The 18,051-nt window shown below is 56.4% G+C and carries 9 protein-coding genes and 1 CRISPR repeat array (1 of these 10 cut by a window edge); of the genes, 8 read left to right on the top strand and 1 reads right to left on the bottom strand.

Going from position 1 to position 18,051, the window contains the following annotated elements; translation table 11 throughout:
* Positions 1-47 precede the first annotated feature (47 nt).
* Positions 48-1,100, bottom strand: coding sequence for an IS21 family transposase (istA, locus tag ACO59D_RS05440; protein ID WP_485126101.1), 1,053 nt, complete (start codon positions 1,098-1,100; stop codon positions 48-50).
* A gap of 319 nt (positions 1,101-1,419) precedes the next feature.
* Here istA and ACO59D_RS05435 point away from each other — a divergent pair, with 319 nt between their 5' ends.
* The 8 genes from ACO59D_RS05435 to cas2 all read left to right on the top strand — a co-directional run bounded on the left by ACO59D_RS05435 (position 1,420) and on the right by cas2 (position 10,631).
* The gene (locus tag ACO59D_RS05435; RefSeq protein ID WP_485126100.1) at positions 1,420-2,226 is read left to right on the top strand and encodes an IS3 family transposase; all 807 of its coding nucleotides are present in this window, start codon (positions 1,420-1,422) and stop codon (positions 2,224-2,226) included.
* 481 nt (positions 2,227-2,707) lie between these two features.
* Positions 2,708-3,376, top strand: coding sequence for a CRISPR-associated protein Cas5 (cas5, locus tag ACO59D_RS05430; protein ID WP_207302689.1), 669 nt, complete (start codon positions 2,708-2,710; stop codon positions 3,374-3,376).
* Positions 3,373-5,496, top strand: coding sequence for a hypothetical protein (locus tag ACO59D_RS05425; protein ID WP_485126099.1), 2,124 nt, complete (start codon positions 3,373-3,375; stop codon positions 5,494-5,496). Before cas5 ends, ACO59D_RS05425 begins: the two co-directional genes overlap by 4 nt.
* Positions 5,497-5,516: 20 nt before the next feature.
* Positions 5,517-6,416 carry a type I CRISPR-associated protein Cas7 gene (locus ACO59D_RS05420; protein WP_130811756.1) on the top strand — a complete coding sequence of 300 codons (900 nt, stop codon included), beginning with the start codon at positions 5,517-5,519 and terminating at the stop codon, positions 6,414-6,416.
* A gap of 13 nt (positions 6,417-6,429) precedes the next feature.
* On the top strand, positions 6,430-8,628 hold the full coding sequence (locus ACO59D_RS05415; RefSeq protein WP_130811757.1) for a CRISPR-associated endonuclease Cas3'': 2,199 nt from the start codon (positions 6,430-6,432) through the stop codon (positions 8,626-8,628).
* Positions 8,629-8,647: 19 nt separating this feature from the next.
* Positions 8,648-9,298, top strand: coding sequence for a CRISPR-associated protein Cas4 (gene cas4 / locus ACO59D_RS05410; protein ID WP_130811758.1), 651 nt, complete (start codon positions 8,648-8,650; stop codon positions 9,296-9,298).
* Positions 9,295-10,326 (top strand): type I-C CRISPR-associated endonuclease Cas1c, encoded by a 1,032-nt coding sequence (cas1c, locus tag ACO59D_RS05405; protein WP_130811759.1) that lies wholly within the window; start codon positions 9,295-9,297, stop codon positions 10,324-10,326. Before cas4 ends, cas1c begins: the two co-directional genes overlap by 4 nt.
* Positions 10,327-10,340: 14 nt before the next feature.
* The gene (gene cas2 / locus ACO59D_RS05400; RefSeq protein ID WP_130811760.1) at positions 10,341-10,631 is read left to right on the top strand and encodes a CRISPR-associated endonuclease Cas2; all 291 of its coding nucleotides are present in this window, start codon (positions 10,341-10,343) and stop codon (positions 10,629-10,631) included.
* A 161-nt stretch (positions 10,632-10,792) separates the two neighbouring features.
* A CRISPR array of direct repeats spans positions 10,793-18,051; the repeat unit is 33 nt; unit sequence GTCGCCCCTCATACGAGGGGCGTGGATTGAAAT (it continues 342 nt past the right edge of the window).

Raw genomic sequence — 18,051 nt, 5'->3', positions numbered from 1 at the left:
CGAACCGGTGGTTCCCATTGGCCTAACTGGCAGCTTTCAAGTTAGCGCTAACAGACGGCGACCTCACGGCGCGCGTAGGCGGGGCCGGCCGAGTAGCGGCGCACGCCGCCGATCGTGAACACACCCTGCCTGCTGCACCTCCTGGTCTCCCACCTCACGCACGAGAACGCGGCCGGCGGCAGCGGCGAGAGCGCCCCCCTGTCCTCCCCGAACAGCTCGGACTCCGGCGTGCCGAGCCCGTGGTGGCGCTTGCCCTCGCTGAGGTCCAGGCAGTCCCCGAGGAGCCTGCGGTTGAACGTGGCGACGTCGTGGAACGACGGGACGGGCACGAAGAGGTTCCTTCTGTGGAAGCCGACCTTGTTCTCGACGTTGCCCTTCTCGTTGCCCGAGCAGGGGTTGGCGAGGGCGTGGTCGAGCCCGTAGTGCGCCGCGAAGAGCCGGAAGAGCTCCGACGTCCTGACCTCGCCCCCGACGCGCCTGCCGACCTCGGTGGCGTTGTCGAAGACCGCCCTCCTAGGCACGCCGCCCGCGAACTCGAAGACGTTGCGGAGCCCCTGGCAGACGCACTCGGACGTCTCGCCCCAGAAGACTTGGGTGAGCCCCACGTTGGAGTGCGGGAAGGTGACGGTCAGGTACTTCCCCCTGGTGAGGACGCCACGCACCCTGAAGTCCGCCTCGCCGAAGTCGGCCTGCACCTCGCCGGGCAGCCAGCTCAGGGCCAGGAAGCCTTCGGCGTCCCTGCGGTCGCGCTCGCGGGCCATCTCCTCGCGCCTGCGCCTCACGTAGCGCTGCACGGTGGAGTAGGACCCCTCGTAGCCGAGCTCGTCGCGGAGCCTCACGTACACCCTCACGGCCGTGTGGCGCTGCTTGCGCCAGTTCCTGCAGTCGTCGTCGAGCCAGGAGTCGATTGTCGCCTCGTAGGGCGCGAGCAGCTCGCTCCCCGTCTCGCGCCTCCTCGGCGGCTCCGGTGAGAGGTCGCCCATCCTCGCGTACTTCCGGGCCGTGGGCTCCGAGACCCCGACCGCCCTCGCGATTGCCGCGATCGGCTCGCCACCCCTGGCCCTCCTGCGTATATCCTCTATCTTGTCCACGTCGATCATTCCTCTCTGGCCTCCCAACGTCGCAGACCGAAGCAACGACATTGTCGGGCCGACCGCGGGTGGTCGACGCGCCTATGCTCACACCCGAAAGTTTTTCGTGCTCAGACCCGAAATCTTTCGGTGCTCAAACCCGCAACTCCGAGGCTATCAAACACAGGAGCCCGGGCTCGGGCGCGGCATCATGGGGGGTGCCCTCGAGGTCCTGGGAAAGGGGGCGGGCGCCGACCCGGCAAACGGGCCCGCGAACGGGGGGAAGACCCTGCTGATCGGGTCCCCGCGTCCCAAACGGGGGCCGTGCGAGCCTCCCTCGGCGCTCGGGATGGCCCGGCCAGGCTACCAGTACCAGCAGGGAGCGCTCCGCGCCCCCGACGGGGACGAGGGGGCCCGCAGGGGGATCTCGGGGGTCTTCGACGCCAATGACGGCATCTACGGAAGGCGCCGCATCCACGACGGGCCCGAGGCGGGGGGCGAGACCATCGGGGAGCGCAGGATCGCCCGCATCATGGCCGAGGAGGGGCTCGAGGCCCGGGGCAGGACGAAGCCAAGGCGGCGCTACAGCCCCTACGCGGGCGAGGTCGCGGAACATCCGGGCAACAAGGTCAGGCAGGACTTTGCGGCGGGGCTTCCCAACTTCCTGTGGCCCGCGGACGTGACGCAGTTCTCGGTCCCCGCCGGCAAGCCCTGCCTCTCCCCTGTCCTGGACTGCTTCGACGGCTCCATCGTGAGCTGGACGACGTCGACCTCGCCGAACGCCGAGATGGCCAACTCGATGCTGGAAGCAGCCATCAGGCTTACCAAGCCCGGTGAGAGGGCCCGCCTCATCGTCCACGGCGGCTGCGGATGCCACTACCGGTGGCCCGGGTGGATATCGATCTGCGAGGGGGCGGGAATCATCCGCTCGATGTCGAGGAAGGGCAGCCCTCCCGACAACTCCCGCATGGAGGGCCTCCTCGGCACCATGAAGAGCGAGACGTCCTGCGGGAGGGACTGGGAGGGCGTCAGCCTGGAGGAGCTCGGGAAAAGGATCGATGACTACATGGAGTGGCACGACACAAAGAGGATCAGGCGCTCGCTGGGCTCGATGGGCCCCTTGGCATACAGGCAAAGCCTAACCCTTGCAGCCTAGCGAGAACGGTACGGAAAAGCGGTACCACCCCCAACCCGCAACTCTGTGGCTATCAAACACGCGCGATCCTAGACACGCGGAACCACCCAGCCGAAGGCATCGGAATGCGTTACCCAACACGCGGATATCAGACTCGCAGTCGTGCGTCGAACCAGACACGCCGGATGGTGGCAGGCGCCCGGAGGACCATATGGGAAACGACCCCAGCTCCGAGAAACTCGGAGTCGGGGCCGTTCTGCCTCTTGACAGGGTAAGCTACATATCAGTTCTGCTTGAGCGTCAGAAAGATTTTGGATCCTGGCGCGAGTTTCAATTGAGCATGGGGATAAGTACGCTGACCACTCGTAGTCGGCAAACACATCGCCTTGTCTGCGACGCTAGTTGGACCAGAGTTTGCCATTCACCTAATTGAGCTCGCAATCATTCGGTTGGGTTTTTGAATTTGTACTTAAATGGTGCAAATAGAAGACTGGAGCTCATCATGAATGACAAGAAATACGAGATTGCAATGGAAGTTGCCGGAAACACTGCCATGTGGACGCGGCCTGATACTGGTGATTGTCCATGTAGCTATCCGGCACCGACATACTCGGCGTCCAAGGGAATATTCGAAAGCATCCTGTGGGGACCAGCAATTTCTATAATTCCAACGAGGGTGGAAATATGTAAACCTATCCAGTATCACTCTTATGTAACTAATTACGGCGGCCCGAACAGATCGAATCCAGATATCAAAAGTGGCAATAACTATCAACTTGTTGCAACGGTTCTTGTCGATGTTTGTTACAAGCTTTATGCCGTAGTGGAACAGAACAACAATCGAGATTCCTTCAATTTGAGGTCGCGTCTGTGGGATGCACATACTACCTCACCAGGTCATGCATATAAAGCTATCTTCGAGAGACGATTGAACCGAGGCCAATCATTCGGCACAGTATCACTTGGATGGAGAGAGTTCACAACCTCATATGTTGGCCCTCTGAGATCATCTACTCATGCATGTGAAGAGCTACCTGACATCGTAATTCCTTCGATGCTTCGAACAGTCTTCGATAGTTCTACATATGGACATGTCGGGCCTAGATTCGATACCGATGTGCGCATTCATGATGGCACCCTTATCTATCCATTGGGCGGTGATAACAGATGATTAACGAAGCATTCAGTATAACAAAGGCGCTTCAAGCTTCTGGCATTGACTTTAGCGACCAAATTAGGTATTTCGAACTCGATGAAATCCCGAATACCCCATGTATAAGAATATGCCTGAATGACAATGGTATTGCGAGCCTCAGTACATTGACTGGCGACGAGCTGGCCGGGATATATAAATTTGGGAGCAATCAAGCTTCGTACCCGCATATGAATCTGGACGCTCTTTTTGCCTTGCCAAAAGACAGTGCTGATTCGAATATCCTAAATAAAGCGGCGAAAGGGAATGAGCCATTAAGCGATAAAGACATTGAGACCATCATCTCAATGTGTAATGACTCCTTATGGTTCCCGAAGAATGCTCGGAAGCAAGAACGTTTTGCTAGAAAATACAAGCTGCGTATGGTGATAGAGCCCCATAAGTTGCTGGAACTTACAGGGGATTTTGAACCAGTCAAACTGCTGGTCGAGGCTACAGACCGATACAGAAATCCAATGACTCTCTATGAAATGCTGAAACAATATGCCTTTCAATGTCTTAGAAAGCACCAAGATATCTCTACGGCCTTGCTTCTGCTGTTTAACATGCCTAAACGGAAGAACGATTCTCTGTCGTTCATCTTTGATACGGAGGAACTCGTAGAAAGCGGTTGGTCTACTCGTACATACCAGTTCAACAACTCACTAAACAAAGCGCTGTTAACTAATGAATCGGTAAGCGATATCCTAGACAACAACGCTTTGGTGGATGCCCTTGGGCAGCCATATGAACCTACGACAGATCGTATGGCAACTTTCAAATTGCCGGATAATATGTCTGCTTCTTTACGCACAATGAATGATGCGGCAGTGTGCCAGATAAAATACGGCTTGAAGAAGAATGACTCTTTCCCGTTAAGCATCAGAAATAGGGAAGTGCTGGCTGGTGCGATGCGGTGGCTAAATAATCAAGCTCTCGAGAATAAAGTATGGATATGGACATCGAAATCGCATAGCCATGAATGGCTATATGTATATCCAATAGGTGAGTTCATCAAACAATTGGACTATACAAGTGTGTTTGGCGTCAGCCCCGAGAGGGAGTTCGAAAGTGTGTTTAGCGTCAGCCCCAAGAGGAAGTTCGAAGAAGCTGCGGCAGTATATATAAATAAATTGCGACACGGCGTTGAAGGTGAAGACGCTGGGGCTACTGATGACATTCGTGTATTTGTCTTGCGTAAAGTAACAAATAAACCACCTGGCAGAACACGGGTAATGTACACAAGGGCTGTCAATATCCAATCGCTTGAAGATAATGTACGCGACTGGGAAGCTGGGTGCGGCAACCATCCAGAAATCCTCGGAGGGCTTGCCAGACGGATACCATATCCCATGAGCATTGCCGAAATAATGAATACTCAGGTCAATCGCGATGAGAAAGAGGGCTCCGGGCCGAAACGTAATAATAAGGAGGCCCCCAACTTAAGCGTTGTTCCTGATTATTACGGTGTGGAGCTGCTCTTGGACAAGATGCTTCCTGTAGAAAGGGAGATGCATATTGCAGTAGAAAAATGTCCCAAATTGATTGCCGCCACTGGTGCAGCTCTTGCCAAAAGGGATTACAATGATATGTCCAAATCATGCATGGATGCAATAAATCTGCTCATACCGTTTTTGTCACTTCTTTTACATCGTGAAGGGATATATATGGATTCCTACTGCAACGAGGCCCCCTACTTGTTTGGCCAACTACTGCATGAATCCGACATTCTTCATGAGCTCTATTGCAAAGTGGTGCGTGAGAAAAACTACCCTCCTCAGTTTGTTGGATCAGCTTTGTTCCGTGTGGCGTCCGATTCTCCAAAGGAAGCTTTTGTCATCTTGGGACAAAGAATCTTGCCTTATCTTGCTTGGGCTAAAACCTTCAAGAATGAAACCAGCAAGGACGAGGAACTTGAGAAGAATCGACGGTTGACTGCTTGGATATGCAAGGAATATCAGATGACCATGGATAAGCTGGGGCCTGCATGGAAGAGCCCCAGGAGTTTCTCGGATGAAGAGAGGGCTCAGCTATTTATCGGATTCCTGTCTTCACTGCCGAAAAATCGCAGCGCTTCCAGTGACAATGGTGAAAACTAGCGCAGAAGAAAGGACAGATCATGGTAGATGAAATTAAGCGTGCTACTGGTTTGCTTGTTATCGAGGTTGTGAACTCCAATCCGAATGGAGATCCCGACAGAGAGAGCGATCCGCGGCAGCGAGAAAACGGACACGGAGAGATTTCTCCAGTGTCGTTCAAGAGAAAACTTCGCGAGCTGCTTGAGGACCACAATTCCCCATTCTTTGCAGCTCTACCGGAGGTGTACAGGAACAGTCCAGATAACTACCAGATACTTGAACATCGTGGTCGTGACCGTGGTGCCATCTCCAAAGAGATGGGTGCAACTAAGGATAACGCTAAATTCAATGAAAGAGATTTTTTGAATAGCGAGTTTGTCAAGAAGTATTGGGATGCAAGAATATTTGGGAATACGTTTTTGGAGTCGGGCGGGGATAAAGGCTTTATAAAAACGGGCGTCGTTCAATTCGGAATGGGAATATCAATTGCACCGATTCATATAATTCGTCAGACAAATACGAATAAGGCTGGTGTCCAGAAGGAAAAGAATTCCGGTATGGCTCCAATGTCGTATCGAGTCGTAGAGCACGGTATCTATACTATGCCTTTCTTTGTCAATCCGAATTATGCACGGAAATCAGGTTGTACAGCTGATGACATCGAGTTGATGAAGCTGATGATTCCTTATGCATATGATTTAAATAGATCTTCAGTACGCCCTGATGTCCGCATCAGACATGCATGGTATATCGAACACAGGAGTATTTTGGGCAGCTGTCCTGATTATCTTCTTTTCGAAGCACTAACTCCAAAGAAAAAAGACGAACCCGACGAGCCATCAGAATCGTGGCTGGATTATGAGGATGTGGACCAGCTTCCAGACAAGCTGATGGAAAAAGTTTCTTCCTGTAATGATCTGGCGAAAACGCCTGTATTGTAGGAATTGAGTGAATATGGAATATCTTGCACACAGCGCGAATTGCGATGGAAAATCTCAGAGCTATGAAGACCATATCCTCGCAGTAATGCGTCGTGCAGATAGGTATGCTGCAGAAGCTGGGAAATATGCAAGGACCTCATGCCTAGAGCTGCAGCATACAGTCCATAATGCGGCCCTTTGGCATGATCTCGGGAAGCTGGACAAAGACAACCAGGACGTATTGCGTTCGACCCAGGATGGAAAAGGCCATCTTCCTGTGAACCATGTTGATGCGGGATGTAGCTACTTGTTGAAGTCTGGAAGTCTGCTGGCTGCTTTGTCTGTCTATTCTCATCACGCGGGCTTGCCTGATATTGCTGAAGAGCAGGCGCGAGGTATGAATTTTCTTAGAGACAAACAGATTAAGCGACAAACCGATAACGAATTGGGGGAGCTCGTATCAATACACGAGTCTCTCACGTCTGCTGATGCGGCTGACCATACTCTCGAGAAGACGCCTAATGGATTAGGCGTGTATTGTAGAATGGCGCTCTCGTGTTTGGCTGACGCTGATCATTCCGACACAGCAAGGTTTTATGGTCAAGGCCCTTCGGCGGAAGACATGCCTTTGCTGCGCGCCGATGAACGTTTGAGGATGCTCGACCAGTATGTCTCTGACTTGGGGACGAATGATGAGAGAAGTCGTTTGCGCCGAAAGATGTATCGGGCTTGTCGGTCTGCCAATCTAGAGGAAAGCTTTGTATCGTGCGATAGCCCTGTGGGGTCCGGCAAAACGACTGCGGTAATGGCTAATCTTCTCCATCAATGCTCTGAATATGGCCTGCGAAGAATATTTGTGGTGCTGCCCTATACGAGCATCATTAGCCAGTCCGTGAAGGTTTACCGCAAAGCCTTGGTTCTCCCGGGCGAGGATCCAAATAGAGTTGTCGCTGAAGTCCATAGTCGAGTGGATTTCGAAGATTACGATACCAGATACCTAACGGCACGTTGGAAGGCGCCAATCGTAGTGACTACTGCGGTTGCTTTTTTTGAGACGTTGGCATCCAATAAGCCGTCTGTACTTCGCAGGCTGCATGAGCTGCCGGGGAGCGTCATATTCGTTGATGAGGCACACGCTGCGTTGCCTGTTCAATTGCTTCCGATAGCATGGAAATGGATGAACTGTCTTGCTGAGGAGTGGTCTTGCAGATGGGTGCTCGCCTCTGGCTCCTTAGTTCGTTTCTGGGAGCTCTCAGCATTTAAGCATTGGAAAATTGGGCTTGAACAACCTGATGTCACTAGGCTAGTTCCTGAAGCAATCAGAGCTGAATTGTATAAATATGAGCTAAACCGAATTAGGTATTGTTATCGTGAACAGGCAATTGCCTTGTCTGATTTTCCTACATGGGTATGCGGCGAGCCTGGTCCGAGGCTGGTGATAGTCAATACGGTGAATAATGCCGCTATCGTTGCGGATGCATTCAGACAAGAATGTGGTCGCGAACGAGTAGAACATCTTTCCACCGCTTTGACACCAGGCTACAGGGCAAAAACTGTTGAAAGAATCATAAAACGACTATCGAACGAAGAGGATACGGACTGGACACTGGTGGCTACTTCATGCGTTGAGGCCGGTGTCGACTTTTCATTTAGAACTGGTTTTCGTGAAACATCTTCGCTTCTTTCGTTAGTTCAAAGTGCCGGGCGCGTTAACCGCAATGGCGAGTACGATGCTGCGGAAATGTGGACATTCTTGTTCCAAGACGATTCAAGACTAAACAACAACAAGCGTTTGAAGGCATCTCGTGAAGTACTGCTCAACTACTTCAAAAAGAGCATTCCCGTTAATGCCGAGCTAAGTACAACATCAATGAATGAGGAGCTGTCTTGGGGCTCTAATGAACGGGTGAGATTGTTTATTCGCAAACTGCTTGACGATGAGGGTGATTACGAGTTCAAGGAGATTGCCTCCGAGTTCAAAGTCATTGATGATGACACCGTCGTCGCGATTATTGATCCTGAACTGGCTGAAAGAGCCGTGCGTGGATATAGCTGCTGGGAGAATCTCCAGAGTGGATCGGTCTCGATACGCAAGTGCTATATCGGGAAATGGCAGCTGCAGAAGCTGAGCGAAGATTTATACCAATGGACCTTGCCCTATGATGATTTCTTGGGATATATGCGTGGTGTCATGGAGCTGGGCCAGTTCACAAACGGAACGCTAATCCTTTGAGCACCGGGGAGTTTTCCCTATGTATTCAGACGAAGACTATTTAATGTTGTCAGGCATCCAGCACTTCGATTATTGCCGGCGCCAATGGGGGCTCATCCACGTGGCGGATGAGTGGCAGGAGAACGTCCTGACCATTGGCGGAGACATTATGCATGAGCGTGCGCACGACGATTCCCTCCGCGAGCGCAGGGGAGACACCATCATCGTGCGCGGCCTGACGGTGCGCTCCTCCGCGATGGGCGTCATTGGGCAGTGCGACGTAGTGGAGTTTCACCAGAGCGAGCATGGTCATCCTCTCGTAGGGGAGGATGGCCTATGGTCCGAGTTCCCTGTGGAATACAAGCATGGGCATGCGAAGACCATCGATGCCGATAGGCTTCAGCTGACGGCCCAGGCGATGTGCCTGGAGGAGATGTTTGGCTCCGAGATCCCATACGGCTTTCTGTATTACGGGGAGACGCGGTCTCGCGAGAAGGTCGAGTTTCTGCGGGAGATTCGCCAGGAGGTGGAGCGTGACTTTGCGGAGATGCACTCACTGTACCAGAAGCGCTGGATCCCAAAGGCAAGGTACCGCAAGAGTTGCAGGTCATGCTCCCTCTATGAGCTGTGCATGCCGAAGGCGAAGAGCGCCCAAGCCTATGTCGACGAAATGTTGGAGGGATCCTTGTGAGGCGCCTTGGGAACACGCTCTACATCTTGTCGGATGACCTTTACCTTACGGTTGACGGCATGAATGTCGTCGCTAAGCGACAAGGGGCAGAGATGGGCAGGATACCTCTGCATACTCTGGCGAGCATCTACTCGTTCTCGTACATGGGCGCCAGTCCTGCCTTGATGGGCCGCTGTGCAGATGAGGGTATTGAGCTTGCATTTTTCACATCGAGCGGCAGGTTCCTTGCCGACGTGGCAGGCATGCCCCATGGGAATGTACTGCTGCGACAAAGGCAGAGCCTGATGTCCCAGAACCGCGAACAGTGTCTGGTAGTCTCGAAGAACTTCATCCTAGCGAAGGTCTTCAACTCGAAGTGGGTTCTAGAAAGATGTATCCGAGACCATGGGATGAGGGTCGACGTCGACTCACTCAAGCGAGCGTCGCAAATGCTCAGTAGCTCGTTGCGCGCCCTCAAATCGTGCTCGTCAATTGAATCATTGCGAGGGATTGAGGGGGATGCCGCAGCTGAATACTTCGCAGTGTTCAACGAACTTGTGCTGAATACTGACAAGGCATTTGAGTTTCGTGGGCGGAACAAACAACCGCCCCTTGATCCTGTGAACGCAATGCTGTCTCTCTTCTACACCATGCTCTCACTTGACTGCTCCTCGGCTTTGCGTGGGGCGGGGCTCGATCCCTACATCGGGTTCATGCACACGGACAGGCCTGGCAGAAGGTCTCTGGCGCTTGACTGCATGGAGGAGCTTCGCCCAATCCTGGTTGACCGCTTCGTGCTGACTGTCATCAACAATCGAACGATAAAGGCGAAGCATTTTGAAACGAGGGAGAATGGCGAGGTCAGGCTGACGGATGACGGGCGCAAGGTTCTCTTTGATGCCTGGCAGGAGAAGAAGAGGGAGGTAGTTACACATCCTTTCCTCCATGAGAAGATGCCCTATGGATTAGTACCATACGTACAGGCACAGCTCCTGGCGCAGTACGTTCGAGGAGATATCGACGGTTATCCACCGTTCATGTGGAAGTGAGGAGTCGCTTTCCCATGTATGTCGTCATTACTTACGATGTTGATACTACGACGCCTGCGGGGCAAAAGAGGCTTCGCAGAGTGGCTAAGATATGTGTCAATTATGGCCAGCGTGTCCAGAACTCCGTGTTTGAGTGTGACGCGGATGCTGCAACGCAGGCAGAACTCCGTCACAAGTTGACGGAGATTATAGACGTCAAGCACGATAGCTTACGGTTCTATAACTTGGGCGACTCCTACAAGAGCAAGATTACTCATATTGGAGCCAAGGAAGGTTATGACCCTCAGGGGTTCCTGTCCCTCTAGAAGTGCGAACCGTAGGCAATCAGTCGCGCACAGGGGGCTTCGCACCTTGACAATGGCATTTGGAGCCAAAACGATAAAGGACATAGGTATGGCAATAAGATATGCAACGGGCTATGATCAACACCTTGTGGTCTGATGATCATGTGCTACCATATTTTGCGGTCGCCCCTCATACGAGGGGCGTGGATTGAAATTGCACCCAGGCGGCGTACGAGATGTGCGGCGTGGTCGCCCCTCATACGAGGGGCGTGGATTGAAATGCCGTGAGGACGGCCATAACGGCCACTGTGAACGAGTCGCCCCTCATACGAGGGGCGTGGATTGAAATGAGGCCGAGGTGCGCGACCTGCTGGCCCCGCTGGGTCGCCCCTCATACGAGGGGCGTGGATTGAAATCTGGCGACAAGGGCGCCCAGGGCCCCGAGGGGCGTGTCGCCCCTCATACGAGGGGCGTGGATTGAAATGAATACCGCGAGGGGACCATCTACAGCAAGGCGCGTCGCCCCTCATACGAGGGGCGTGGATTGAAATAACCTCGGCAGTCGCGGCATCAGGAGCGCGGCGCGGTCGCCCCTCATACGAGGGGCGTGGATTGAAATGCGTAGCTACCGTAGGCGCTCTCATCCCAGCTGTGTCGCCCCTCATACGAGGGGCGTGGATTGAAATTCCCCCCGAGAGACCAGGGAGGGTTGCACGTGGCGTCGCCCCTCATACGAGGGGCGTGGATTGAAATATGCGTGGCGTTGATCAGGTCGATTGCGTATGACGTCGCCCCTCATACGAGGGGCGTGGATTGAAATGTGAGCCTCTCCACCCTGACCCAGATGCCCGCCGGGGTCGCCCCTCATACGAGGGGCGTGGATTGAAATCGGCGTGAGGCCCAGCAGCACGTCGCGCGCCTCGGTCGCCCCTCATACGAGGGGCGTGGATTGAAATCTGGCGGTGGAGCCGCCCACGGTCACGCACAACGGTCGCCCCTCATACGAGGGGCGTGGATTGAAATACGAACTTGTTTGCGCTCTCCTGGTAGGTGGAGACGGTCGCCCCTCATACGAGGGGCGTGGATTGAAATGGGACGGCCACCTCGTAGCCGAGCCTCGCGAGGTGTCGCCCCTCATACGAGGGGCGTGGATTGAAATCACCTGGTGCGCCAGGACGACATGGGAATCCAGGTCGCCCCTCATACGAGGGGCGTGGATTGAAATTCCGCATCGTCGCCGCCCGCCCTCCTCGCCGCCACGTCGCCCCTCATACGAGGGGCGTGGATTGAAATGAGGCCGGGGACCTGAGCACGAGATATCCATGGGGTCGCCCCTCATACGAGGGGCGTGGATTGAAATAAGCAAAAGTGCAGGCAGGCGACGAGCTCCGCGAGTCGCCCCTCATACGAGGGGCGTGGATTGAAATTAGTCGTGGTCATCGTCAAGCCCAATGACTCTGTGTCGCCCCTCATACGAGGGGCGTGGATTGAAATTCGCGGATCTTGGCGTTCGTCTCCTCGATGGAGGGTCGCCCCTCATACGAGGGGCGTGGATTGAAATAGCACATAAGGAATGTCTATCACGTCGGTGTAAGGTCGCCCCTCATACGAGGGGCGTGGATTGAAATTGCAGCTCGCGGTAGAAGGCCTTGGTGGCCTCGGTCGCCCCTCATACGAGGGGCGTGGATTGAAATCCGCTTGGCCCTCTCGGCCTCGACCTCCGCCATGGTCGCCCCTCATACGAGGGGCGTGGATTGAAATTCGCTGTAGCTCTCCCCGGCATTCCACCTCGTGCGTCGCCCCTCATACGAGGGGCGTGGATTGAAATGCCTACTGGGTGGCGGGCACCACGCTCACGCTGCTGGTCGCCCCTCATACGAGGGGCGTGGATTGAAATTCTATCAGGTACTGGACCGCCACGCGCTTGCCCCGTCGCCCCTCATACGAGGGGCGTGGATTGAAATGACTCGGAGGGCGGCGCATGGACGGGCGCCTCGGTCGCCCCTCATACGAGGGGCGTGGATTGAAATAAGCAGCTGGCCCCGGCCATCGATGGCATCTCCGTCGCCCCTCATACGAGGGGCGTGGATTGAAATCGACACGTCGACCAGCGCCGGGCACTCATACACCGTCGCCCCTCATACGAGGGGCGTGGATTGAAATGCCGACACGTACACGGTTACGTTCAACGCCGAGGTCGCCCCTCATACGAGGGGCGTGGATTGAAATCAGCCAGTGATGCGCGGCGCATTCGTTGACCGTGTCGCCCCTCATACGAGGGGCGTGGATTGAAATGCCACGGCATGCGTCACCGCTGCCGTGAGTGCCGTAGTCGCCCCTCATACGAGGGGCGTGGATTGAAATTCAAGTGGGCTGGGCTTATCGCTTGCCCCGCAATCGTCGCCCCTCATACGAGGGGCGTGGATTGAAATCCCTCGCTCATCGCTCGCCCACCTTCCTGCCGTGGTCGCCCCTCATACGAGGGGCGTGGATTGAAATGACAACAATGGCGACCAAGACGGCGCGGACGGGACGTCGCCCCTCATACGAGGGGCGTGGATTGAAATTGGCAGTGCATCGAGTACGTCAAGGGCCTATCTGGTCGCCCCTCATACGAGGGGCGTGGATTGAAATGCAGCCGCGGTGGCAGAGCCCATGGCCGCCTCGGTCGCCCCTCATACGAGGGGCGTGGATTGAAATTCCAAGGCACCAGAGACGCTGCGTGTGCCTAGCGAGTCGCCCCTCATACGAGGGGCGTGGATTGAAATGCCCATCAGGGGGCACTCATCCTCACCGGGAGGAGTCGCCCCTCATACGAGGGGCGTGGATTGAAATCCTGCTACAGCGAGGCCCCCAGGGGGGTCTTTTTGTCGCCCCTCATACGAGGGGCGTGGATTGAAATCTCGACGCGGCGGTGGACCACGCGCGCCAGCTCGGTCGCCCCTCATACGAGGGGCGTGGATTGAAATGTCGACGACCGCACCATCGTGCAGAGCGTGGCCGAGTCGCCCCTCATACGAGGGGCGTGGATTGAAATTACGGGAACGTGCTCAATGGCGATGCGACGTTCGCGTCGCCCCTCATACGAGGGGCGTGGATTGAAATCTCGCGAGCAGGTCACACGCGCGATACTGCTCCAGTCGCCCCTCATACGAGGGGCGTGGATTGAAATCAGCCAGTGATGCGCGGCGCATTCGTTGACCGTGTCGCCCCTCATACGAGGGGCGTGGATTGAAATTGTTCGGCCTGCGCATGGTCCTCGCCGGCAAGGTGTCGCCCCTCATACGAGGGGCGTGGATTGAAATAGGCAGGTCGCGGCGGACAAGACGCTCGGCGGGCGTCGCCCCTCATACGAGGGGCGTGGATTGAAATGACGCGGCGGTGCAGGGCATCGCGTCGGCGCTGGTCGCCCCTCATACGAGGGGCGTGGATTGAAATACTGCAGACGTCGGCGTCAAGCGCGGCGAGAAGGGTCGCCCCTCATACGAGGGGCGTGGATTGAAATGGACCGGTGCGGTGCGCAGACGTGCGCCCGCTCGTCGCCCCTCATACGAGGGGCGTGGATTGAAATGCCAGCACAAGCAGGCAGGCAAGCTCCACGTACTGGTCGCCCCTCATACGAGGGGCGTGGATTGAAATGACACCGCGATAGCCAACCTGCGCAAGACCTCCGTCGCCCCTCATACGAGGGGCGTGGATTGAAATCCGCGAGAGTCCAAAATGATAGACAATCGTCTAGTCGCCCCTCATACGAGGGGCGTGGATTGAAATCTATCGGGCGAAACTCTGGAGCTTCCGGGTCATGTCGCCCCTCATACGAGGGGCGTGGATTGAAATATGACGCTGGCGCAGCCCTCCGCCGTCCCCGGCAGTCGCCCCTCATACGAGGGGCGTGGATTGAAATCAGGTGACCGGGGTCACGTGGACCGGGCTACTCGGTCGCCCCTCATACGAGGGGCGTGGATTGAAATGACAACAATGGCGACCAAGACGGCGCGGACGGGAGTCGCCCCTCATACGAGGGGCGTGGATTGAAATTATAGCGTCGAGGGCATCAAGATGAGCGTCTCTGGTCGCCCCTCATACGAGGGGCGTGGATTGAAATGACGCCCTCAGCCAGCTCATGCAGGCGTGGCAGGGTCGCCCCTCATACGAGGGGCGTGGATTGAAATTGTCTCACCCTGGGGCTGCTCGGGCTCCTGATGGGAGTCGCCCCTCATACGAGGGGCGTGGATTGAAATTGGGATCAGGACACGAAGACCTCACCAAGGCCAGAGTCGCCCCTCATACGAGGGGCGTGGATTGAAATTCTAGCTTGTCCTGCTCTGCCTCGCAGGCGGCCGTCGCCCCTCATACGAGGGGCGTGGATTGAAATGTTGACTGTCCCAACTGCACAACCGCATCGCAGCGTCGCCCCTCATACGAGGGGCGTGGATTGAAATCAGACCCACTCCCCGTCAAGGGTGTTCAGCGACAGTCGCCCCTCATACGAGGGGCGTGGATTGAAATTGCACGCGATCAAGGCGTGTGAGGTCTCCAGGTGTCGCCCCTCATACGAGGGGCGTGGATTGAAATGAGATGAGTGGGAGGCCGTGTCCTCCCAAGTTGTCGCCCCTCATACGAGGGGCGTGGATTGAAATTCCACCGCCAAGGTCACGGCCGGGACCGTCTAGTCGCCCCTCATACGAGGGGCGTGGATTGAAATCTCGACGCGGCGGTGGACCACGCGCGCCAGCTCGGTCGCCCCTCATACGAGGGGCGTGGATTGAAATCTCGTATCACGCGGCACCCGCAGCTTGGGCAGTAGTCGCCCCTCATACGAGGGGCGTGGATTGAAATGTGGCGGCGATGAGGGGGATACCGGGGGTCCACGGTCGCCCCTCATACGAGGGGCGTGGATTGAAATGCTAGCGAGTGGAGCACCGCGCTCGCGGCGACGCTGGTCGCCCCTCATACGAGGGGCGTGGATTGAAATGTACTAGACAATGTGTAAAGTGTCGTTTAATATGTCGCCCCTCATACGAGGGGCGTGGATTGAAATTCGACATCGCCCGCATAGCCGCCCGCCACACCACGTCGCCCCTCATACGAGGGGCGTGGATTGAAATCAGTCGCCCACGACCTTGCCGAGGTCGCCCCCGCACGTCGCCCCTCATACGAGGGGCGTGGATTGAAATCCGTCAGGACGGACATAGCGCCGGTAGGTGGTGGTCGCCCCTCATACGAGGGGCGTGGATTGAAATGCTTGCTGTCTGTTAGAGCCGGATGCCGTACTCGGTCGCCCCTCATACGAGGGGCGTGGATTGAAATATCGACGTGGAGGGCGGCACCAACCAGCTACCGGGTCGCCCCTCATACGAGGGGCGTGGATTGAAATAGACGCGCTCTCGTGCGGCGCGGCATCGTCGTGAGGTCGCCCCTCATACGAGGGGCGTGGATTGAAATGACTTCCGCGACGCCAACCAGTCGCTCTGCGGCAGTCGCCCCTCATACGAGGGGCGTGGATTGAAATCGCCCGGCTTACGGGCCGAGCACCGTGACTGTGGTCGCCCCTCATACGAGGGGCGTGGATTGAAATGCTCGTCGGTGCCGTTGACGGGCTGCTCCATGGTCGCCCCTCATACGAGGGGCGTGGATTGAAATCGTTTAGAGCGGTATCGGCATCGGGACCACCATCGTCGCCCCTCATACGAGGGGCGTGGATTGAAATGCGCCGGACCGGCAGAACGGCAACCCGTCGAGGTCGCCCCTCATACGAGGGGCGTGGATTGAAATCTGTGCCACCTCGATGGCATCCAGGAGGCCGATGTCGCCCCTCATACGAGGGGCGTGGATTGAAATTCCTAGGTGTCTTACAGCTCCGGTGCCTCGGCGTGTCGCCCCTCATACGAGGGGCGTGGATTGAAATTGATTGCCAGTAACACAGCAGGCAGGAAAGGAAGTCGCCCCTCATACGAGGGGCGTGGATTGAAATTCTCGGGCAACTTCGTCTTCGGCGACGTCCTGGTCGCCCCTCATACGAGGGGCGTGGATTGAAATCCCAGCTTGAGCACACGGTTGGTCGCAATCGCGAGTCGCCCCTCATACGAGGGGCGTGGATTGAAATCAGTCGCCCACGACCTTGCCGAGGTCGCCCCCGCGTCGCCCCTCATACGAGGGGCGTGGATTGAAATGACGCGGTGTGCCCGGACTACGACCCCGACGCGTGTCGCCCCTCATACGAGGGGCGTGGATTGAAATGAGGTGAGAGCGATGGGTGACGCGATGCGGGACATCGTCCCTCATACGAGGGGCGTGGATTGAAATTCCTGCCCGTACAGCACAAGGACGTCTCCCCTCTGTCGCCCCTCATACGAGGGGCGTGGATTGAAATAAGGCCAATGGCCCAGATGTGATGAGCAACTTCGCCGCCCCTCATACGAGGGGCGTGGATTGAAATGATACCATGACCGGACAGCTGGCCGAGGAGATGGAGTCGCCCCTCATACGAGGGGCGTGGATTGAAATCGTCCGTGACGAGCAGCAGAAGGCCATGTTCTCGTCGCCCCTCATACGAGGGGCGTGGATTGAAATTTGCAGCAGATGGACTCGGTGACGGTGGCAGGAAGTCGCCCCTCATACGAGGGGCGTGGATTGAAATGTGATGTCTGTCTTGGTGGCGGCATTATCAACACGTCGCCCCTCATACGAGGGGCGTGGATTGAAATATAACAGCACACTACATCGCTGTACAGTACAATGTGTCGCCCCTCATACGAGGGGCGTGGATTGAAATTATCGCGGCATGGGATACGAGATTGCCAGCTAGGTCGCCCCTCATACGAGGGGCGTGGATTGAAATGACTCCATCGCCTACGAGTACGGCATGGCCCGTGCGGGTCGCCCCTCATACGAGGGGCGTGGATTGAAATAAATCGAAGAGGACCACCGACGACTGCTACACGCGTCGCCCCTCATACGAGGGGCGTGGATTGAAATCTTACTACGTAAGGGTGTGGGGACCCCCTACCGGGTCGCCCCTCATACGAGGGGCGTGGATTGAAATCTAGTCCGTGCCGCCGATGCCGTGCGAGGTGTCGCGTCGCCCCTCATACGAGGGGCGTGGATTGAAATCACCCGTACCCCTCGTCCAAGTCCCCACCACACGTCGCCCCTCATACGAGGGGCGTGGATTGAAATGGACCGGTGCGGTGCGCAGACGTGCGCCCGCTCGGTCGCCCCTCATACGAGGGGCGTGGATTGAAATACCACGATGGGCAGCCACGACCTCACTGGCTCGCAGTCGCCCCTCATACGAGGGGCGTGGATTGAAATTCCAGGTCCGACACCCGCATGCGCCCCGGGTCCTGTCGCCCCTCATACGAGAGGCGTGGATTGAAATTCCGTCGAGCGCGCCAACCCGGACGGCAGCCTGGTCGCCCCTCATACGAGGGGCGTGGAT

The sequence above is a fragment of the Tractidigestivibacter sp. genome, from assembly GCF_057241865.1.
This window is presented reverse-complemented; position numbering and strand designations above follow the sequence as displayed.